This is a genomic window from Streptomyces sp. 2114.4 (assembly GCF_900187385.1).
Classification (GTDB): domain Bacteria; phylum Actinomycetota; class Actinomycetes; order Streptomycetales; family Streptomycetaceae; genus Streptomyces; species Streptomyces mooreae.
The window spans coordinates 2,887,840-2,906,692 of sequence record NZ_FYEY01000001.1; the positions used below are offsets into that span (position 1 = coordinate 2,887,840).

The window sequence follows — 18,853 nt, forward strand, 5'->3', positions numbered from 1 at the left end:
TGAGGGGGCCCGGTGGACATGAGGGGTGGGCCCGGCGGGTCCTTCTGGCCATCCTCTGCCCAACGGGCCGTCAGCGCATCCGGCGTTCGACCGCTTCCTTGGCCTCGGCGAGTCCGGAGCCGGTCACCTCGCGGTGCACCTTGATCGCCTGGATCTTCTTCCCCTGTGCCAGCAGGGCGTCCAGCTCGGCCATCCTGGGGTCCTCCGGCTCGACGATCCGGGCCTGCGCGAGCAGCAGGTCCACCTTGCGTTCCAGCCGCTGGAGCCTCAGGTCCTGCCGCTTGGCCCGCAGGTCAGTCGCCCTGGCGAAGCCGGAGACGCCGATGAGGAAGAAAACCGCTGCTACGAGGGGTGCGTAATCCATGCCGGAACTCTATGAGGCGGCGGCACGTGCCATGAACACGGCAGTCGCCGCGGGGCCGTGCACACTGCCCCGGACGGCCGGTGCGCCGTCCGTGAGGATCTCGCATTCGGCGTAGGCGTCCGGCCCTTCGAGGGTGAGGGTGAGCATCGGCATCGCGCCCACGCCCCGTGCGTCGGTCACCACGAACCACGGCAACGCGGGCCGGACCACCTGCTGTTCGCCCCCGGAGTCACCCGGCGGCTGGACGGCGTAGGTGAGGTCGTCGACGCCCTTCCCGGTCACCCGGAAGGTGACCATGCCCTCGCCGGATCTGTGCGGATCATTGATCGTCATGGGTGAAGTCAACCGTCCCTTCCCCTGCCCTGTACCTCCGGGTCCCGGCCGGGCCGGCGGGGCGCGGGTGCTTCAGAAGAGCTTTCCGGGGTTGAGGATTCCCAGCGGGTCGAAGACGCCCTTGATGCCACGCTGCAACTCCAGTCCCACCGGCCCCAGTTCGCGCGCCAGCCACTCCTTCTTCAGGACGCCGACGCCGTGCTCCCCGGTGATGGTGCCGCCCAGTTGCAGGCCGAGCGCCATGATGGCGTCGAAGGACTCCCGGGCCCGGCGGGACTCGTCGGGGTCCGCGGCGTCGAAGCAGACCGTGGGGTGGGTGTTGCCGTCCCCCGCGTGCGCGCAGACACCGATGGTCAGGTCGTACTTCTCGGCGATGGCGGCGGTGCCGTCGAGCAGTTCGGCGAGCCGGGAGCGCGGTACGCACACATCGTCGATCATCATGGCGGATTTGACCCGCTCCAGCGCGGTCAGGGTCAGCCGGCGGGCCTGCAGCAGCAGGTCGGACTCGGCGGCGGTCTCGGCGGGCACCACCTCGGTGGCGCCGGCGGCGGTGCACAGCGCGCCGACGGCGGCGAGGTCGGCGGCCGGATCGGGGGTGTCGAAGGCGGCCAGCAGCAGCGCCTCGGTGCTGTCCGGGAGACCCATCTGCGCCATGGCGTTGACCGCGCGGATGCTCGTACGGTCCATCAGCTCCAGCAGCGACGGGGCGTGGCCGCGGGCCATGATCTCGCAGACCGCCTCGCAGGCGGCCGCGGTGGAGGGGAACTCGGCGGCCAGCGCCAGCTGCGCGGGCGGCTCCGGCTTGAGGGCGAGCACGGCGCGTACGACGATGCCCAGGCTGCCCTCGGAGCCGACGAACAGCCGGGTGAGGTCGTAGCCCGCGACGCCCTTGGCGGTGCGCCGGCCGGTCGTCAGCAGCCGCCCGTCCGCGAGGACGACGTCCAGGCCGAGGACGTACTCGGCGGTGACCCCGTATTTGACGCAGCACAGGCCGCCGGAGGCGGTGCCGATGTTCCCGCCGATCGAGCACTGCTCCCAACTGGAGGGATCGGGCGGGTAGTAGAGGCCGTGCTCGTTCACCGCGCGGGACAGCACGGCGTTGATGACACCGGGTTCGACCACCGCGATCCGGTCGACAGGGTTGATCTCGATGATCCGGTCCATCTTGACCAGCGAGAGCACCAGGCAGCCGTCGGAGGCGTTGGCGGCGCCCGACAGACCCGTGCGCGCGCCCTGCGGGACGACCGGGACCCGCAGTTCCGTGGCCGTCCGCATGATGTGCTGGACCTGCTCGACGGTGCGCGGCAGCACGACCACGGCCGGCGTCCCGGCCTCGCAGAAGCTCGCCATGTCGTTGGCGTAGGAGCCGGTCACATCGGGGTCGGTGAGAATTGCTTCCCCCGGGAGCCCGGCGCGCAGACGTGCGATGAGGTCCATGGACCCAGCCTCGCACTCGTGGCCCCTGCACGAAAGATCCCGGGGAAGCGACCCGCCGCACCGCTCAGAGATTGCCGCGCCGCTCCTGCTCCCGCTCGATCGCCTCGAAGAGCGCCTTGAAGTTGCCCTTGCCGAAGCCCATGGAGCCGTGCCGCTCGATCATTTCGAAGAACACCGTCGGCCGGTCCTGGACCGGCTTGGTGAAGATCTGCAGCAGATAGCCGTCCTCGTCGCGGTCGACCAGGATCTTCAGCTCACGGAGCGTTTCCACGGGCACCCGGGTCTCGCCGGCCCACTCGCCGAGGGTGTCGTAGTAGGAGTCGGGGGTGTTGAGGAATTCGACGCCGGCGGCGCGCATCGCCCGGACGCTGGCGACGATGTCATTGGTGGCCAGCGCGATGTGCTGGACGCCGGGGCCGCCGTAGAACTCCAGGTACTCGTCGATCTGCGACTTCTTCTTCGCGATCGCGGGCTCGTTGATCGGGAACTTGACCTTGAGCGTGCCGTCCGCGACGACCTTCGACATCAGCGCGCTGTATTCGGTGGCGATGTCGTCGCCCACGAACTCCTTCATGTTGGTGAAGCCCATGACCTTGTTGTAGAAGGCCACCCACTCGTTCATCCTGCCGAGTTCGACGTTGCCGACGCAGTGGTCGATGGCCTGGAAGCGCCGCGGGCCGGTCTCCACCAGGGGCTCGGCGGCCACGAAGCCGGGCAGGTAGGGGCCGTCGTAGCCGGAGCGCTCGACGAGGGTGTGCCGGGTCTTGCCGTAGGTGGCGATGGCCGCCAGGACGACGGTGCCGTGCTCGTCCTGGAGCTCGTAGGGCTTCTCCAGGCCGGTGGCGCCCTGGGCGACGGCGTGCTCGTAGGCGGCGCGGGCGTCCGGGACCTCGATGGCGAGGTCGATGACGCCGTCGCCGTGCGCCGCGACATGGTCGGCGAGGAAGCGGCCCCACTCGGTCGTGGGCTTGATGACGGAGGTGAACACGAACCGGGCGCCGCCGGATTCGAGCACATAACTCGCGGTCTCGCGGCTGCCGTTCTCCGGGCCCAAGTAGGCGACGCGCCGCATCCCGAAGGCGGTCGAGTAGTAGTGCGCGGCCTGCTTGGCGTTCCCGACGGCGAAGACGACCGCGTCCATCCCCTTGACCGGGAAGGGGTCCGCCTGCCGTGCCGTGTCGGGGGCCGTGGTCTGGGTCCGGGTGTGCATCGTGGTGTCAGCCATGTTCGCAGAGTCCCCCCGATCCACAAGGTGCGCAATAGTTCGCGAATCTTCTGGGCATTATGCATAGCGAAAGGGCGAAGTCGCCCGGCTATCTGTACATGATGACCATCACCAAGGGCGGTGCGAACGATGGCGATCGATCATTTGGACGGGGCGCTGCTGGAACTGCTCGCCGAGGAGCCGCGGATCGGCGTGCTGGAGGCGTCCCGGCGGCTGGGGGTGGCCCGCGGGACGGTCCAGGCCAGGCTCGACCGGCTTCAGTCGAATGGAGTGATCCGGGGCTTCGGACCGGATGTGGACCCGGCCGCCCTCGGATATCCGGTGACCGCATTCGCGACGCTGGAGATCAAACAAGGGCAAGGAAACGACGTACGTGCCCACTTGACGACCGTTCCCGAGGTGCTGGAGCTGCATACAACGACGGGACACGGGGACATGCTCTGCAGGCTCGTCGCACGGTCCAACGCCGATCTACAGCGGGTGATCGACCGGGTTGTGGGCTTTGATGGGATCGTGCGGGCATCAACGGCAATCGTCATGGAAAATCCGGTTCCGTTGCGGATCGTCCCGCTGGTGAAACAGGCATCGGCAGACTGACCGAGGAGACCGAGTGAGCTTCTGGGAGTACGTCGGCACCCGGCACGCCCAGCTGCTGACGGACACGTATCAGCACGCCAGCGCCGTCTTCCAGTGCATGGTGCTGGCCACCCTGCTGGGCGTCTTCATCGGCGTGGTGACCTACCGCAGCGAATGGGCGGGCAACCTCGCCACCACCTCGACCGCCACCATCCTGACCATCCCGTCCCTGGCCCTGATCGGTCTGCTGATCCCGATCGTCGGCCTGGGCGTTCCCCCGACGGTGATCGCGCTGACCCTGTACGGGCTGCTCCCGGTGGTCCGCAACGCCATCGTCGGGCTGCGCGGGGTGGATCCGGACCTGGTCGACGCCGCCAACGGCATCGGGATGTCCCGCACCGCCCGGCTCTTCCGCGTCGAACTGCCGCTGGCCTGGCCGCCCATCCTCACCGGCATCCGGGTCGCCACCCAGATGCTGATGGGCATCGCCGCCATCGCCGCGTTCGCCTCCGGCCCCGGCCTGGGCAACGAGATCTTCCGCGGGATCGCCTCGCTGGGCAGCGCCAACTCCCTCAACCAGGTGCTCTCCGGCACCCTCGGGATCGCCATCCTCGCCCTTCTCTTCGACGCCGCCTACGTCCTGATCGGACGCCTGACCATCTCCAGGGGGATCCGTGCCTGAGACGCCCGAGAACGCTGCCGCCTCCGGTGCGAGCATCCAGCTGGAGAACCTGACGAAGATCTACCAGGGGAACCCCGTCCCCGCGGTGGACAACGTCAACATGGAGATCAAGGCCGGCGAGATCGTGATCCTCGTGGGGCCCTCGGGCTGCGGCAAGTCCACCTGCCTGAAGATGATCAACAGGCTGATCGAACCGAGCTCCGGACGGATCCGGATCGGCGACGAGGACGTCACCGACATGGACCCGGTCAAGCTGCGCCGCAAGATCGGCTACGCCATCCAGGCGTCCGGCCTCTTCCCGCACATGACCGTCGCCCAGAACATCGCCCTGGTCCCGAAGATGATCGGCTGGTCCCAGGCGAAGACCAAGAACCGGGTCGAGGAGATGCTCGACCTGGTCGGCCTGGACCCGCGCGAGTTCCACGGCCGCTATCCGCGCCAGCTCTCCGGCGGCCAGCAGCAGCGCGTCGGGGTGGCCCGTGCCCTCGCCGCCGACCCGCCCGTCCTGCTGATGGACGAGCCGTTCGGCGCGGTCGACCCGATCACCCGCGACCACCTCCAGGACGAGCTGATCCGGCTCCAGCACGAACTGCACAAGACCATCTGCTTCGTCACCCACGACTTCGACGAGGCCATCAAGATCGGCGACCGGATCGCGGTGCTCCGCGAGCGCTCGCACATCGCCCAGTTCGACACCCCCGAGGCCATCCTCACCAACCCGTCCGACGACTTCGTCTCCGGCTTCGTGGGCGCCGGGGCGGCGCTCAAGCGGCTCAACCTGACCCGGGTACGGGACGTGGGCGTGGTCGACTTCCCCACGGCCAGGACCGATGACCCGCTGGAGTCCATCTTCGACCAGGTCCGCTCCGGCTCCCACAACGAACTGCTGCTGCTGGATCCCAACCGCCGCCCGTACAAATGGCTGCGCCGCGGCGATCTGGCCCTGGCCAAGGAGTCGCTGGCGCGGGCCGGGACGCCGGTACAGCACACCGTGACCCGGGACGCGACGCTGCGCGACGCGCTGGAGGCGGTGCTCACCGACAGCGCGGGCCGGGTCGCGGTCACCGGGCGGCGCGGCGAGTACATCGGCGTGGTCGACATGGAGACGCTGATGAACAACGTCCAGGACCTGCTGGAGGCGGACCGGATGGAGGCCCTGGAGCACCAGCACCAGCTCCGGGAGCTGCGCGCCCGCCAGACGCAGCTGGAACAGGAAGGCCTGGAGGCATGAGCCCGCGCGACGGGAGCAGCCCGCGGCACGGTGAGCACCCGAGCGACCACGAGGGCTTCGCGCTGCGGGACGACGTCGAGATGCGGGAGCGGGAGGGCGCGGCCGGTGAGGCGCCGGTCCCGTCCGCCGCCAAGGGACGCCGCCGGATCAGCTGGCAGAAGTGGACCTTCATGCCGGCCTTCCTGGTCCTCGCGCTGCTCGCCACCTGGCTGTGGTTCCGCGGCGCCCGCCTGGACTCCATCGCCCACCAGGCGGTCGACAACGGCAAGGTGTGGCTGGCGCTGCGGCAGCACATCCAGCTCACCGCCATCTCCACCTTCTTCGTACTGATCATCGCGATCCCCCTGGGCATCGCGCTGACCCGGTCCAAGCTGCGCCGGGCCACCCCCCTGGCCATGGCCTTCGCCAACCTCGGGCAGGCCGTCCCGGCGCTGGGTCTGCTGATCCTGCTGGTCATCTGGCTGGGCATCGGGCCCCGTTCGGCGATCGTCGGCATGGTCATCTACGCCGTGCTGCCGGTCCTCGCCAACACCATCGCCGGGCTTCGCGGCATCGAGCCGACGCTGACCGAGGCCGCCCGCGGCATCGGGATGTCCCCCACGGGTGTGCTCACCAAGGTCGAACTCCCGCTGGCCGTACCGCTGATCCTGGCCGGCGTCCGTACCGCGCTGGTGCTGAACGTCGGCACCGCGACGCTGGCCACCTTCGGCGGGGGCGGTGGCCTCGGTGACCTGATCTCGGCGGGCATCGTCACCCAGCGCATGCCCGTCCTGATCCTCGGCTCGGTGCTCACCGTGGCGCTGGCCCTGCTGGTCGAATGGCTGGCGTCGCTGGCCGAGCTGCTGCTGCGGCCGCGCGGACTGGAGGCGACGGAATGAGGACTCCCCCGCGTGAGGCCCCCCGCCGCCCCGGAAGACGCCGGGGCGCCCGCTTCCTCGTCGTCCTGCTCGCCACCGTGCTCAGCTCATGCGGCCTGGTCAGCGGCAGTGCGATGAGCGACAACGTGCTGCCGGGGCCGAAGGCCGGCTACCCGGGCCGCCCGCTCAGCGGGGCCCAGCTCACCGTGACCTCGAAGGAGTTCACCGAGCAGATCATCCTCGGCCAGATGATGGGCATCGTCTTCGAGGCGGCCGGTGCCAAGGTCATCGACAAGACCAGCATCCAGGGGTCGATCGGCGCCCGGGAGGCCGTCAAGTCCGGCACCGCGGACGCCGCGTACGAGTACACCGGCACGGGCTGGATCACCTACCTCGGCCACACCAAGCCGATCGTCAACCCCTACCAGCAGTGGAAGGCGGTCCGCGCCGAGGACCGGAAGAACGGCATCGTCTGGCTGCCGGCCTCGACGCTGAACAACACCTACGCGCTGGCGCTGAACACCGCGAACTGGAAGAAACTGGGCGTGCGCACCCTCTCGCAGGTGGCGGCGCTGTCCCACAAGAATCCCGGCGCCGTGACGATGTGTGTGGAGAACGAGTTCGCCACCCGCAACGACGGCCTGCCGGGCATGGCGCGGGCGTACGGCATGAACGTGCCGTCGGCCAACATCCGCAAGATGACCGGCGGCGTCGTCTACACCGAGACGCAGAAGGGCACCTGCGCGTTCGGCGAGGTCTTCACCACCGACGGCCGGATCAAGGCGATGCATCTGCACGTCCTCGCCGACGACAAGCACTTCTTCCCCAACTACAACGTGGCCCCCGAGATCAACGCCGAGGCCCTGAAGAAGTACCCGGCGATGGCCAAGGTCCTGGCCCCGGTCACCAAGGCCCTCAACAACACGGTCGCCCAGGAGCTCAACCGCAAGGTCGACGTGGACGGCGAGGACCCGCACGAGGTCGCGAAGGACTGGCTGATCCGGGAGGGGTTCATCAAGGAGGGGTGAGGTACGGAACGCCCCCGGGGGGCAGGGGCCGCTCAGCAGCTGGGCAGCTTGCCGCCGGTCCGCAGGGCCTTGAGGGCGTCCACCGCGCCGTCGAGCGTCGTGACCGGGATCAGCCGCATCCCCTTCGGCAGCTCCGCCTGCGCGTCGGCGCACTCCTTGCGCGGGACCAGGAAGACCGAGGCGCCGTCGCGGTGTGCGGCCTGCGTCTTCAGCGGGACCCCGCCCACCGCGCCGACCTTCCCGCCGGCGGTGATGGTCCCCGTACCGGCGATGGTGCGCCCGCCGGTCAGGTCGTGGCCCGCGCCGTCGCCGTCCAGCCTGTCGACGATGCCGAGGGCGAACATCAGCCCGGCGCTGGGACCGCCGACGTCCGCGAGGCTCAGCTTGACCTTGATGTCCTTGGCGGACTTGCCGAGCTGCCCGAGCGCGGCGCTGGTGGCGGTGTCCTGGGACTGCTCCATCTGCCGGGCGTTGTGCTCGGCGATCTCCTCGGTGTTGTTGCCCACCGGGTAGACCGCCTCCCGCGGCATCACGGCCTCGTCCGTACGGAACCAGCCCTCGATGATGTCCGGCAGGTGGACGGAGGCGTCCGGTCCGGTGGCGACGATCGAGGTCATCCGCAGCTGTCCGCTCGTCTTACGGGTCCCGGCGCCGGTGATGGTGATCACCGGTTTGCCCTTGTCGTTGCCGAGGACGTTCGCCGTCATGCCGGGATAGGCGACGGCGAACGGCAGCGGGGCGAGGACCGCCGTGAGGACGAGGGCCAGGACAAGGGCGGAGCAGAGCGCCAGGGCACGGGTGCGTGAGGACACCCCGCCAGCCTAATTGACCCCCGCATCACTAGGGCCGTGAGGCGCTGCGGCCTCACCACACGGCCACCGCCCCTTCACACCCTGTGGCCTCGGCCGTCCCCTGGGCCCGTCTTCACCGTCCCGTCCGCCTCAGCGCAGCGCCTCCGACACCTCCCGGGCCGCGTCGACCACCCGCGGTCCGATCCGCTCGCCCACGGTGTCCGAGAGCAGCACCACGCCCACGCTGCCCTCGATGCCGCTCACCCCGAGCAGCGGTGCCGCCGCGCCGCTCGCCCCGGCCTCCAACTCCCCGTGGGTCAGGGCGAGTCCGGCGTCCTGGAGGCGGCCCTGCCGGGCCTTGAGGATCGCCCGTCCTGCGGCCCCCCGGTCCAGCGGATGACGGAAGCCCGCCCGGTAGGCCACGTGGTAATCGGTCCAGGTCGGCTCCACCACGGCGACGGCCAGCGCTTCCGTGCCGTCGACGAGGGTGAGGTGCGCGGTGGCCCCCACGTCCTCGGCGAGCGACCGCAGCGCGGGCAGCGCCGCCTCCCTGACCAGCGGATGCACCTGCCGGCCCAGGCGCAGCACGCCCAGGCCGACCCGGGCGCGGCCGCCGAGGTCGCGGCGGACCAGAGCGTGCTGCTCCAGCGTGGCCAGCAGGCGGTAGACCACCGTGCGGTTGACGCCGAGCTTGTGGGAGAGCTCGGTGACGGTCAGCCCATGGTCGGTGTCGGCAAGCAGTTTGAGGACGCGCAGCCCTCGGTCGAGGGTCTGGGAGGTCTCTGCGGTCACGACGCCTCCTGGGTGAGTGGCGGCCCTCGGACGCGACGCGCTGCGAGTCCCGGAGCAGCGCGCGCTAGAGGCCGCCGGCCGCATGGCACCGGCTGCGCTCCGCGGCGGCGCTGCCACGGGGCGTGTGCGTGACCGGGACAGTAGCGAGCCGGTCCGGTAAGCGGAAGAGTCCGTCCAGAATCCGGGCTTTCCCGCCCGGAATGTCCCTGTAGGTCCGTCCGAGCGCCCTGGGGTGTTTCAGGGAGGGCTACAGAGCCGTCCGGGCGGTGCGGGCGGAAGCGACGGAGCGGGGCCGCCGCCGGCCGCGGCGCGCCGCGCCGGAAACGACGGCGGGGGCGGCGCGCCGCACACCGGCACACCGCCCCCGCCACAGGCCCCGCGCGGACTCACTTCATCCGCGTGGCCCACTCCCGTACCTTCTTGATCCGCTCACCCAGCTGCCCGGCGGTGGCCTCCGCGCTCGGCGGCCCGCCGCACACCCGCCGCAGCTCGGTGTGGATCACGCCGTGCGGCTTCCCGCTCTGGTGGACATACGCCCCCACCAGCGTGTTCAGCTGCTTCCTGAGCTCCAGCAGCTCCTTGTGCGTGACCACGGGCCGCCGCTCGGCCGGCAGCTCCAGCAGGTCCGCCTCCGCGTCCGGCCGCTTCTTGCTGTGCGCGATCTGCCGGGCCTGCCGCTTCTGCAGCAGCATCTGCACCTGGTCCGGCTCCAGCAGCCCGGGGATGCCGAGGTAGTCCTGCTCCTCCTCGCTGCCCGCATGGGCCTGCATCCCGAACTCGGCACCGTCGTAGAGCACCCGGTCGAAGACCGCCTCCGACTCCAGCGCCTCGAACGAGAACTGCTCCTGCTCGCCGGTGTCCTCGTCCTGCTCCTTGTTCGCCTCCTCCATCTCCTTCTCGGATTCGGCGTACGGGTCCTCCTCCCCGTCCTTCTTCGGCTTGTCCAGGACGTGGTCGCGCTCGACCTCCATCTCGTTGGCGAAGCCGAGCAGCATCGGGACGGTGGGCAGGAAGACCGAGGCGGTCTCGCCGCGCTTGCGGGAGCGCACGAAACGCCCGACGGCCTGCGCGAAGAACAGCGGCGTCGAGATGGTGGTGGCGTACACCCCGACCGCCAGCCGCGGCACGTCGACGCCCTCGGACACCATCCGGACCGCGACCATCCAGCGGTCCTGGGAGTGCGCGAAGTCGTCGATGCGCTGGGAGGCCCCGGAGTCGTCGGACAGCACCAGCGTGGCGCCCTCCCCGGTGATCTCCCGGATCAGCTTGGCGTACGCCCGCGCCTGCTCCTGGTCGGAGGCGATCACCAGCGCCCCGGCGTCCGGGATGGACTTGCGCACCTCGCTCAGCCGCTGGTCGGCGGCGCGCAGCACATTCGGCATCCACTCGCCGCGCGGGTCCAGCGCGGTACGCCAGGCCTGCGAGACCGCGTCCTTGGTCATCGGCTCGCCGAGCCGGGCCGCGATCTCGTCGCCCGCCTTGGTCCGCCAGCGCATATTGCCGCTGTACGAGAGGAAGATGACCGGCCGGACGACGCCGTCGCCGAGCGCGTTGCCGTAGCCGTAGGTGTAGTCGGCCGAGGAGCGCCGGATGCCGTCGTTGCCCTCCTCGTACGTCACGAACGGGATCGGGTTGGTGTCGGACCGGAAGGGCGTACCGGTCAGCGCGAGCCGCCGGGTGGCAGGCTCGAAGGCCTCCAGGCACGCCTCGCCCCAGGACTTCGAGTCACCGGCGTGGTGGATCTCGTCGAGGATCACCAGCGTCTTGCGCTGCTCGATCCGGTTGCGGTGCAGCATGGGCCGTACGCCCACACCGGCATAGGTCACCGCGACGCCGTGGTACTCGCGGCCCAGCGGCCCCGCGCTGTACTCCGGGTCGAGCTTGATCCCCAGCCGGGCCGCCGCCTCGGCCCACTGCTTCTTCAGGTGCTCGGTCGGCGCGACGACCGTCACCTGCTGCACGACGTGGTGGTGCAGCATCCACGAGGCGAGCGTGAGCGCGAACGTCGTCTTGCCGGCTCCGGGCGTCGCGACGGCGAGGAAGTCTCTGGGCTGTGCCTGGATGTAGCGGTCCATGGCCGCCTGCTGCCAGGCACGCAGCTTGTTCGCGGTACCCCAAGGGGCCCGTCCCGGGAAGGCCGGGGACAGGTGATGGTTATTGGTGGCGCTGGTGGTGGTAGTCACGGTCTCCGTCGGCTGAACTCGGCGATCGGCAACCGCGTCAGCCTACCCGTGCAGCGGTTCACGCCCCCGGGTTACGGCACCGGCTCACCCTGGGGTGGGACCGAGGTCACATTCGCCGGCCGGCCCCTGACGACGGTGGATCCGCAGGTGGGAACGGTGTGGCGGGTGCCGGCGCGGCGCCCTCACGCCCGCTCGGGTCGCAACCGGCTTGTGACCCCCGCGCCGGCCAAAGCCACCACCGCCATCGCCGCGAACACCGCCGCGAAGGCCGCCGGATGGCTCGCCGAGGCGGCGCCGGCCACGGCCGCGGGGCCGTGCGCCGCGATCGAGCCACCGCCGAAGGCCGCGAACAGCACCCCGCTGACCCCGACGAACGTGACGTTCCCCAGCGCGTCCGACATCTGCAGGGACGCGGAGTTGCTGCCCGCCTCCTCGGGACGGGAGAGCTTCAGCAGCAGGACGCCGCCGCTGGAGATGTTCAGGCCCATCCCGAACCCGCCGACCGTCCAGGCCACCGCGACGATCGCGACGGGCACCGAGTCGAGCAGCGCCAGCGGCACCGTCACGATGGCCGCCGCCAGCAGCACCATGCCCAGGCCCATAAGCCGCTCCCGGTACGGCTCCAGACGCGGCCGGCTCTGGACGTACGAGCCCAGCGCCCAGGTCAGTCCGCCGCCGGTGAGGGAGAGACCGGCGAGGGTGGGGGACAGCCCGCGCTGGGTCACCAGCATCAGCGGGATGAAGCTCTCGGAGCCGACCAGCGCCCCGGCGGCCAGACCGCGCATCAGCACGACGCTCGGCAGACCGCGCCCCGCGCGGAAGGTGCCGCGCGGCAGCAGCCGGACGATGCCCGGTACCAGCAGGGCCAGTCCGGCGGCCGCGGGCGCCGCCGCGAACCAGGCCGGGTGCTGGCCCGCGTACTGCAGCAGGCAGGCGCCCACGGCGGCGGCCAGGGCGAGCAGGCAGCGCCGGTTGCCCAGCACCTGGCGGGCGCCGCCGCCCGGACCCGGCGGCGTACGGGGCAGCTTGCGCAGCGCGGGCAGCATCACCGCGAGCGGCAGCAGTATCAGTACCGGGATGGCGAGGAAGACCCAGCGCCAGCCGAGCTGTTCGGTGACGGTCCCGGCGACCAGCGGGCCCACGATCACCGGCACCACCCAGGCCGCCGAGAACGCCGCCATGATCGACGGGCGCAGCCGGTCGGGGTAGGCGCGGCCCACGACCACATACAGCGAGACCACCACCATCCCGCCGCCGATGCCCTGCACCCCGCGGCCCGCGACGAACATCCCCATGCTCTGCGCACCGCCCGCGACCAGCAGCCCCGCCCCGAACGCGGCGATCCCGGCGAACAGCGGCGCCAGCGGCCCGCGCCGGTCGCTCCACTCCCCCGCGAGCGCCATCGCGAACAGGCTCGCCGTGAAGTAGGCGGAGAACGCGAAGGCGTACAGACCGATCCCGTCCAGGGCGCGGGCGGCGACCGGCATCGCGGTGTTCACGGCAATCGCCTCGAAGGCGACGACCGAGACCACGGAGATGATGCCGAAGGTGAGCGCGCGGTGGGCCCGGCCGAGGATGCCGCCGGTGCCGGGCGGGGCGTCGGCCGGGTCGTCGGCCCGTTCGTCGGCCCGTTCGTCGGCCCGTTCGTTGGCCGGCGGGGCGAGTTCGGTGTCGGTGCCGGGGAACGGGTCGGCGCTGCGGCGGGGGCGATCAGCGGTCATCGAGCCAGCGTAAGGGCCGTACGACGGCGGTGCCCCTGTCCGGAGACGGGAACCGGGTCGTCCAAAGGACCTACGCCGCGGGGCCGGGGGCGGGCGGGGCGGCCCCGCGGCCCGGCAGGCCCGCAGCCCGGCACTCCGGCACTCCGGCACTCCGGCACTCCGGCACCACACAACACGGACCAGCCGTACATCGCCCGCCGTCGGGCAGGCTGTCCTTATGCCGCACTTCCGCACGTACGACGACGCCGAGCTCCGCTACCGCGTGCTCGGCCCGGCCGACTCGCCCCTGCCGCCCCTGGTGTGTCTGGCCGGCGGCCCCGGACGGGATGCCGCGTACCTGGGCGACCTCGGCGGGATGAGCGCACACCGGCAGCTGATCCTTCCGGACAGCCGCGGCACCGGCGCCTCCCCGGCCGCCGCCGACCCGTCCCGTTACGCCTTCCCGCAGCTCGCCGAGGATGTCGAGGCGCTGCGTGCGCACCTGGGCCTGGAGCGGTTCGCCCTGCTCGCGCACGACGCGGGGGCCGCGGTCGCCCAGGCGTACGCGGCGAGGCACCCGCAGCGGCTGACCCGGCTGGTCCTGGTCTGCCCCGGTTCCCGGCTGCAGGGCGAACTCCCGGACGACGCACGGGAGATCTTCGCCGCACGCGAGCACGAGCAGTGGTGGCCGGAGGCCTCGGCGGCGGTGCGGCAACTGGCCGAGACATCCGATATGGACGAGGTGCGGGCCCTGCTGTTCGCCGCCGCGCCGCTCGGCTACGGCCGCTGGGAGGAGCCGCAGCGGGCCCATGCCTCCACGGAGGGCGAGCAGTTGGGGCCGGTACCGCGGGCCGGCTTCTGGCAGGGCGTGGACGAACAACTGCGAGAGGCGCTGGCGTCCGGGCTGAGTGAGGTGAGCTGCCCCGTGCTGGTGGTGACCGGTGACCGCGACGGGGTGACGGGCATGCGCGCCGGCGAGCTGGTGGCCGAGTCGTTCCCCGACGCACGGGTCCGGCCGCTGCACGGGGTGGGCCACTACCCGTGGGTCGACGCCCCGGAGCTGTTCGGGCCGGCCGTGGAGGAGTTCCTGCACGCGGCCTGAGCGGCCACCCCACCGGAGCCCCCTTCATGAACGGCACGTTGCCCCGCGTTGCCCCGTATTGCAGCTTCACGCCACTTCGCTCCGCACTCTTGCCGAACACCCCACCACGCGGCATACAGTCAGGTTCAGCACACCAACCCGGCCGTGTGCCCGAGTGGTTCAGGGGCTCGCCTGCAAAGCGAGTGACGTGGGTTCGAATCCCGCCACGGCCTCTCTTGCCTGCCCAGGAAAAACGAAAGGGCGGCACCTCGGCGAGGTGCCGCCCTTTCGGCTGTCCAGGCACATCAACATCACTCGCCCGGACACGAGGGAGCAGAAATTACGCTCGACACACCGATAGATATTTGATCCCTGGTAGGAACATCGTGCGAGCGTGCTCGCACACAGCTCCGCCACAGGAGACGGTGCCGCCACGGACCCCTGCCCCTCCGGCGATTGCTAGGGGAGAGCGCAGTTGATGAGCTAGTCCGGACAGTGGTGAAGGACACTTGTAGTGGCGCTGGGCTACTCGCGGTCTACTGGTGGACGCATCGGTGAGTGGCCACCGGTGCACTCCACGGCCTCCAAAGGCGGTCTGCGTGTCAGTAGCCGGCCGTAACCTGACCCCCATACAACTTGAGGGGGATCGATGCCGAGGGTGCCCGAGAGCCGTCGTATTGGACGCATGGCGGTGAATGAGCTGCGTGCTCTGCTGGAGCGGCACGGCCACATCGTGCAGGAGATCGATGGTGGTAACGACCACGGCGAGGATCTGCACGTCACCTTCGTCCAGAACGGGCAGCGGACAGAGGATTCCGTAGCCGTGCAAGTGAAGGGCGGGGTTTCGACCCGGACCAGACGCGGGCACCGCGTCCCAGTCGGCGATCACGGAGACAACTGGCGCGATGGCACCCTGCCCGTGCTGTGCGTAGTCCACGATGCCGAGAGGGGCGGCCTCTTCTGGGCCAATGCGACCCGTCAACTTCGTCGAGCCAGGGCGCTACGCAAAACGGCGAAGTCCATCGTCGTGTCCCGGGAGTCAGTACTGAACGACGCGAGCCTCAGCACGTTCGTGCAAGGCATGCGGCACTACCTGGCTCGGGAACGCGAGGGAGTCGGAAGGTGGGCAGACATGGCCGATGTCGAATTCGCCCCGGACGACATCGTCAAACCCTTCGAGAACGAGGTCTATGAACCCATGGTGTTCTGGCAGCGCCGCGGCCAGCCTTACGCGGTCCTGCTCCACCACGATCTTGACTGGGAGCCAGTGCCCATCCAGGAGGAGATGCTCCGCTTTTGGCCGATCCCGTCAGTCGGCCAAGTCATCCTCGACATCGCGGAAGCACACTGGCTGATGGGCTGCTTCAAATCCACGGAGTGGTGGCGGCGGCCGATCGAGCAGCCCGACTCCGCCTGACCATCACACGGCAACGCCTCCGCCTGTGAGCACCACCCGCAGTGAGGCATCGCCGTCTCAGTTTCCGTCTCGTTCATCGCCGTACGCGGGCGTCCGAAGCATGGCCACACCGACGGTCTGACGCCTCTCGCGCTCCTTGCCCCCAAGCCCCTGCCTCTCCGGCTCGGAGCATGCTCAGTCGATGCAGAACTCGTTGCCCTCGATGTCCAGCATCGGGATGCACGAATCCTCGCCGTCATACAGCGTTTGCACGTGTACCGCGCCGAGCGGGATCAGTCGTGCGCATTCGGCCTCGAGTGCGGCGAGGCGTTCTTCACCCACGAGTCCGGTGCCGACCCGCACGTCGAGATGCAGCCGGTTCTTGGCGGCCTTTCCTTCAGGGACCCGCTGGAAGTACAGTCGCGGGCCCACTCCTGAGGGATCACTGCAGGCGAACCAGGAATCCCTCTGCTCGGGTGGCTGCGAGCGCCGGAAATCGTCCCACGTGGCAAACCCCTCCGGGGGCGGCGGTACGACGTAGCCCAACACCTCGCACCAGAAACGAGCGAGGCGCTCAGGTTCTGCGCAGTCAAAGGTGACTTGGAACTTCTTGGTCGCGGGCATCGGCGCAACATACCAGGGGGACGCCGCCTCTCACCGGTGATTCCCAGGGTCCGGTCCTGGCCAACCACCCTCATGCCACAGGGCGGTTACGAGGCCCCTTGGCGCCCTGGGCGTGCCTCCGCGGGCTCGGCCAGGAGCGAGAGCGGGGCCGGCCTCCCCAAGGGGAAGCCGGGGCCGCGGACCCCGCCTCAAGCCCCCTGCTGCTGCACCACCTGGGCCACCGCCGCCTGGGGGCGGATCGGGAGGCGGCCGATGGGGCGGCCGGTGGCGGCGCGGACCGCGGAGGCCACGGCGGCCGGTGCGGTGACGACCGGGACCGCGCTGGCGGGCTTGGCGCCGAAGGGGGCGATCACGTCGCGTTCCTCGACGAGCTTGACGATGCGGATGTCCGGGGCGTCCAGGGCGGTCGGCAGCGCGTAGCCGGTCAGGTCGGGGTGGCGGACCTGACCGCGGGTGGTGCGCAGGTTCTCCATCAGGGCGGCACCGAGCCCCTGGGTGACCCCGGCCTCGATACGGGACCGCAGCTGGCGGGGGTTGAGCACCCGGCCCACGTCCTGGGCGACGGTCATCTCCACGACCCGGATGGTGCCGAGCTCGATGTCGACATCGGCGACACAGCGGATCGCACAGAAGGCGAGACCGACGAACGCGTCGCCCTGGCCGTTCTCGTCCAGCGGCTCGGTCGGATGCGGGCGGCACTGGGCGGTGGCCCACAGTTCCTTGCCGTCCAGTGCCTCGGCGACGGTGGTGCTGAGCACCCCGTCGTAGGAGGTGATCTTGCCGTCGTTGATCTGCAGCAGCTCGGTGGACATCCCGAACTTGTGGGCCAGCGGCTGCAGCAGCTGCGTACGGACCATCTTGGCGGCGCGCTCGACGGCGCCGCCGGAGACCCAGGTGTGCCGCCCGTGACAGGCCGCGCCGGCCGGCGGCTGGTCGGTGTCGACGCCGGCGACATGCACCTCGTCGACGCCGAGCGTTTCCTGCACGATCTGCCGCGCCAGGGTGGAGAACCCCGATCCGGTCTCGACCGCGGCGCAGATGACGTGGGCCACCGAGCCGCTGACCTTGACGGTGGCGGTGGAGACCTCGTCGGTGCCCTCGGCGCCGAGCATGTGCACCATGCCCAGCGCGTAGCCGACACCGCGGCGCACCGCGCCCGGTTCGCCCGCCCCCTCGGGACCGCCCGGCAGCAGCCACTCCGCTTCGGGCGCGTCCTTGGGCAGCTCGGGAAGCGGCGCTTCCTTGACGGCGTGCAGGAGTTCGGCGACCGGGGCCGGGCAGGTCACCGTCTGCCCCGTGGGCAGCAGGTCACCGGTGGCCATGACGTTGCGCAGCCGGATCTCGTCGGGCTCCAGCCCCAGCCGGGCGGCCAGCTTGTCCATCTGGCCCTCGTAGGCGGCGCAGACCTGCAGCGCGCCCTCGCCGCGCATATGGCCGGACGGCGGGTTGTTGGTGCGTACCGCCCAGCCGTCGACCACGGCGTGCGGGACGACGTACGGGCCGCAGGAGAAGGAGACCGCGGCGGCCAGCGCGTCGGCGGAGGTGTCCGCGTAGGCACCGGCGTCCATCAGGATCTGGGCCTCCACCTTGACCAGCGTGCCGTCGGCGTCCGCATGGTGGCGGTAGCGCAGCAGCGTGGGGTGGCGGTGGGCGTGCGAGAGGAAGGACTCCTCGCGGGTGGCGGCGAGCTTGACGGGGCAGCCCGTCCGCAGCGCCAGCAGGCCGAGCGGCAGTTGGATGCCGGGGTCCTCGCGGTCGGCGGTGGCGCCGGGCACACCGGTCACCACGACCTTGACCTGGTCCGGTTCCAGACCGAAGGAGGCGGCGGCGAGATCGCGGTCGGTGTGCGGGTCCGTGGAGGCGGTGTAGATCTCCACGCCGCCGTCGGGGCGCGGCACCGCGAGCCCGGCCTCGGCCCCGATGGGCGCCGGGTCCTGGCGGCCGATCCGGTAGAGCCCCTCGACCATCACCTCGCCCACCACATCGGGGTCGCCGAAGCGGAGCGGGATGTGCCGGACGAGGTTGCCGTCCGGGTGCAACGGCTCGGCCTCAAAGGCCAGTTGGGGGTCGGTGACCGCGTCCTGGATCTCGTACTCGACGGCGATGGCGGCGGCGGCCAGGCGCGCCGTGTCGGGGTGCTCGGCGGCCACCGCGGCGATCGGCTCACCGTGGTGGCGGACCTCGTCCTTGGCGAAGACCGGGCGGTCGGCCGTGCCCCGGCCGTGCCCCGCGTCGCCGGGGACGTCCTCGTGCGTGACGACGACGCGCACGCCGGGCATCTCCGCGGCATGCCGGGTGTCGATCGACAGGATGCGTGCCCGCGGGTGCGGCGAGCGCAGCACCGCGGCCCACAGCAGCCCCTCGGCCCACAGGTCGGCGGCGTACGGGAAGGTGCCCTCGGCCTTGGCCGGTGCGTCGGCGGGCGGCAGGGACACGCCCAGGCCGCGCAGCGGCTCCTCGGGGGGGACCGGGACGCCCGCCGCGGGGGTGGTCGCGGTGACGGTGCCCGCGCCGTCGGACGTGCCACTCATGCCGCCACCTCGCTTCGCCCGG

At 70.9% G+C, this 18,853-nt stretch carries 17 protein-coding genes and 1 tRNA gene; 8 read left to right on the forward strand and 10 right to left on the reverse strand.

The window, feature by feature from the left end; all coding sequences use genetic code 11:
• Nucleotides 1-70: 70 nt before the first annotated feature.
• The 4 genes from CFW40_RS12525 to hppD all read right to left on the reverse strand — a co-directional run bounded on the left by CFW40_RS12525 (nt 71) and on the right by hppD (nt 3,359).
• Complete coding sequence (locus CFW40_RS12525; protein WP_088797861.1) at nt 71-364, reverse strand: ribosomal protein L7/L12; 294 nt, start codon at nt 362-364, stop codon at nt 71-73.
• 9 nt (nt 365-373) lie between these two features.
• Nucleotides 374-697, reverse strand: coding sequence for a hypothetical protein (locus CFW40_RS12530; RefSeq protein WP_088797862.1), 324 nt, complete (start codon nt 695-697; stop codon nt 374-376).
• A 72-nt stretch (nt 698-769) separates the two neighbouring features.
• Nucleotides 770-2,134: an FAD-binding oxidoreductase gene (locus CFW40_RS12535; protein WP_088797863.1), complete on the reverse strand. Its 1,365-nt coding sequence runs from the start codon at nt 2,132-2,134 to the stop codon at nt 770-772.
• Between the two features lie 64 nt (nt 2,135-2,198).
• On the reverse strand, nt 2,199-3,359 hold the full coding sequence (gene hppD / locus CFW40_RS12540) for a 4-hydroxyphenylpyruvate dioxygenase (RefSeq protein WP_088797864.1): 1,161 nt from the start codon (nt 3,357-3,359) through the stop codon (nt 2,199-2,201).
• Nucleotides 3,360-3,488: 129 nt separating this feature from the next.
• On the opposite strand from hppD, the gene CFW40_RS12545 reads away from it, so the two are divergent.
• From CFW40_RS12545 to CFW40_RS12565, 5 genes are read left to right on the forward strand one after another with little or no spacing between them, the layout of a single operon-like run.
• The gene (locus tag CFW40_RS12545; RefSeq protein ID WP_086715635.1) at nt 3,489-3,956 is read left to right on the forward strand and encodes an Lrp/AsnC family transcriptional regulator; all 468 of its coding nucleotides are present in this window, start codon (nt 3,489-3,491) and stop codon (nt 3,954-3,956) included.
• A gap of 13 nt (nt 3,957-3,969) precedes the next feature.
• Complete coding sequence (locus CFW40_RS12550; RefSeq protein WP_088797865.1) at nt 3,970-4,617, forward strand: ABC transporter permease; 648 nt, start codon at nt 3,970-3,972, stop codon at nt 4,615-4,617.
• Nucleotides 4,610-5,848: an ABC transporter ATP-binding protein gene (locus tag CFW40_RS12555; RefSeq protein WP_088797866.1), complete on the forward strand. Its 1,239-nt coding sequence runs from the start codon at nt 4,610-4,612 to the stop codon at nt 5,846-5,848. Before CFW40_RS12550 ends, CFW40_RS12555 begins: the two co-directional genes overlap by 8 nt.
• On the forward strand, nt 5,845-6,726 hold the full coding sequence (locus tag CFW40_RS12560) for an ABC transporter permease (protein ID WP_088797867.1): 882 nt from the start codon (nt 5,845-5,847) through the stop codon (nt 6,724-6,726). The genes CFW40_RS12555 and CFW40_RS12560 overlap by 4 nt, the downstream gene beginning before the upstream one ends.
• On the forward strand, nt 6,723-7,733 hold the full coding sequence (locus CFW40_RS12565; RefSeq protein WP_371127298.1) for a glycine betaine ABC transporter substrate-binding protein: 1,011 nt from the start codon (nt 6,723-6,725) through the stop codon (nt 7,731-7,733). The genes CFW40_RS12560 and CFW40_RS12565 overlap by 4 nt, the downstream gene beginning before the upstream one ends.
• Nucleotides 7,734-7,765: 32 nt before the next feature.
• Here CFW40_RS12565 and CFW40_RS12570 read toward each other — a convergent pair whose 3' ends face one another.
• From CFW40_RS12570 to CFW40_RS12585, 4 genes are all read right to left on the reverse strand, one after another.
• Entirely contained in the window at nt 7,766-8,545 is a 780-nt protein-coding gene (locus CFW40_RS12570) for a S16 family serine protease (protein WP_088797868.1), read from the reverse strand.
• A gap of 129 nt (nt 8,546-8,674) precedes the next feature.
• Nucleotides 8,675-9,316 carry an IclR family transcriptional regulator gene (locus tag CFW40_RS12575; RefSeq protein WP_088797869.1) on the reverse strand — a complete coding sequence of 214 codons (642 nt, stop codon included), beginning with the start codon at nt 9,314-9,316 and terminating at the stop codon, nt 8,675-8,677.
• Between the two features lie 386 nt (nt 9,317-9,702).
• Nucleotides 9,703-11,499: a DEAD/DEAH box helicase gene (locus CFW40_RS12580; RefSeq protein WP_088797870.1), complete on the reverse strand. Its 1,797-nt coding sequence runs from the start codon at nt 11,497-11,499 to the stop codon at nt 9,703-9,705.
• 182 nt (nt 11,500-11,681) lie between these two features.
• Complete coding sequence (locus tag CFW40_RS12585) at nt 11,682-13,220, reverse strand: MFS transporter (RefSeq protein ID WP_088797871.1); 1,539 nt, start codon at nt 13,218-13,220, stop codon at nt 11,682-11,684.
• Nucleotides 13,221-13,437: 217 nt separating this feature from the next.
• Between CFW40_RS12585 and CFW40_RS12590 the strand changes: the two genes are divergently transcribed.
• The 3 genes from CFW40_RS12590 to CFW40_RS12600 all read left to right on the forward strand — a co-directional run bounded on the left by CFW40_RS12590 (nt 13,438) and on the right by CFW40_RS12600 (nt 15,697).
• Complete coding sequence (locus tag CFW40_RS12590) at nt 13,438-14,301, forward strand: alpha/beta fold hydrolase (RefSeq protein WP_088797872.1); 864 nt, start codon at nt 13,438-13,440, stop codon at nt 14,299-14,301.
• A gap of 140 nt (nt 14,302-14,441) precedes the next feature.
• Nucleotides 14,442-14,513, forward strand: a tRNA-Cys gene (locus tag CFW40_RS12595).
• A gap of 452 nt (nt 14,514-14,965) precedes the next feature.
• Nucleotides 14,966-15,697, forward strand: a complete 732-nt coding sequence (locus CFW40_RS12600; protein WP_088797873.1) for a DUF4365 domain-containing protein — start codon at nt 14,966-14,968, stop codon at nt 15,695-15,697.
• A gap of 174 nt (nt 15,698-15,871) precedes the next feature.
• Here the strand turns inward: CFW40_RS12600 and CFW40_RS12605 are convergent, their stop codons facing one another.
• Together CFW40_RS12605 and CFW40_RS12610 are read right to left on the reverse strand one after the other, a co-directional pair.
• Nucleotides 15,872-16,300: a VOC family protein gene (locus tag CFW40_RS12605; RefSeq protein ID WP_088797874.1), complete on the reverse strand. Its 429-nt coding sequence runs from the start codon at nt 16,298-16,300 to the stop codon at nt 15,872-15,874.
• A 188-nt stretch (nt 16,301-16,488) separates the two neighbouring features.
• Nucleotides 16,489-18,831 carry a xanthine dehydrogenase family protein molybdopterin-binding subunit gene (locus tag CFW40_RS12610; RefSeq protein WP_088797875.1) on the reverse strand — a complete coding sequence of 781 codons (2,343 nt, stop codon included), beginning with the start codon at nt 18,829-18,831 and terminating at the stop codon, nt 16,489-16,491.
• Nucleotides 18,832-18,853 lie beyond the last annotated feature (22 nt).

Excerpts from the sequence above, each read along its gene's own strand:
- CFW40_RS12525 (WP_088797861.1), bottom strand. The coding sequence starts at position 364 with ATGGATTACGCACCCCTCGTAGCAGCGGTTTTCTTCCTCATCGGCGTC.
- CFW40_RS12530 (WP_088797862.1), bottom strand. The coding sequence starts at position 697 with ATGACGATCAATGATCCGCACAGATCCGGCGAGGGCATGGTCACCTTC.
- CFW40_RS12535 (WP_088797863.1), bottom strand. The coding sequence starts at position 2,134 with ATGGACCTCATCGCACGTCTGCGCGCCGGGCTCCCGGGGGAAGCAATT.
- hppD (WP_088797864.1), bottom strand. The coding sequence starts at position 3,359 with ATGGCTGACACCACGATGCACACCCGGACCCAGACCACGGCCCCCGAC.
- CFW40_RS12545 (WP_086715635.1), top strand. The coding sequence starts at position 3,489 with ATGGCGATCGATCATTTGGACGGGGCGCTGCTGGAACTGCTCGCCGAG.
- CFW40_RS12560 (WP_088797867.1), top strand. The coding sequence starts at position 5,845 with ATGAGCCCGCGCGACGGGAGCAGCCCGCGGCACGGTGAGCACCCGAGC.
- CFW40_RS12565 (WP_371127298.1), top strand. The coding sequence starts at position 6,723 with ATGAGGACTCCCCCGCGTGAGGCCCCCCGCCGCCCCGGAAGACGCCGG.
- CFW40_RS12585 (WP_088797871.1), bottom strand. The coding sequence starts at position 13,220 with ATGACCGCTGATCGCCCCCGCCGCAGCGCCGACCCGTTCCCCGGCACC.
- CFW40_RS12590 (WP_088797872.1), top strand. The coding sequence starts at position 13,438 with ATGCCGCACTTCCGCACGTACGACGACGCCGAGCTCCGCTACCGCGTG.
- CFW40_RS12600 (WP_088797873.1), top strand. The coding sequence starts at position 14,966 with ATGGCGGTGAATGAGCTGCGTGCTCTGCTGGAGCGGCACGGCCACATC.
- CFW40_RS12605 (WP_088797874.1), bottom strand. The coding sequence starts at position 16,300 with ATGCCCGCGACCAAGAAGTTCCAAGTCACCTTTGACTGCGCAGAACCT.
- CFW40_RS12610 (WP_088797875.1), bottom strand. The coding sequence starts at position 18,831 with ATGAGTGGCACGTCCGACGGCGCGGGCACCGTCACCGCGACCACCCCC.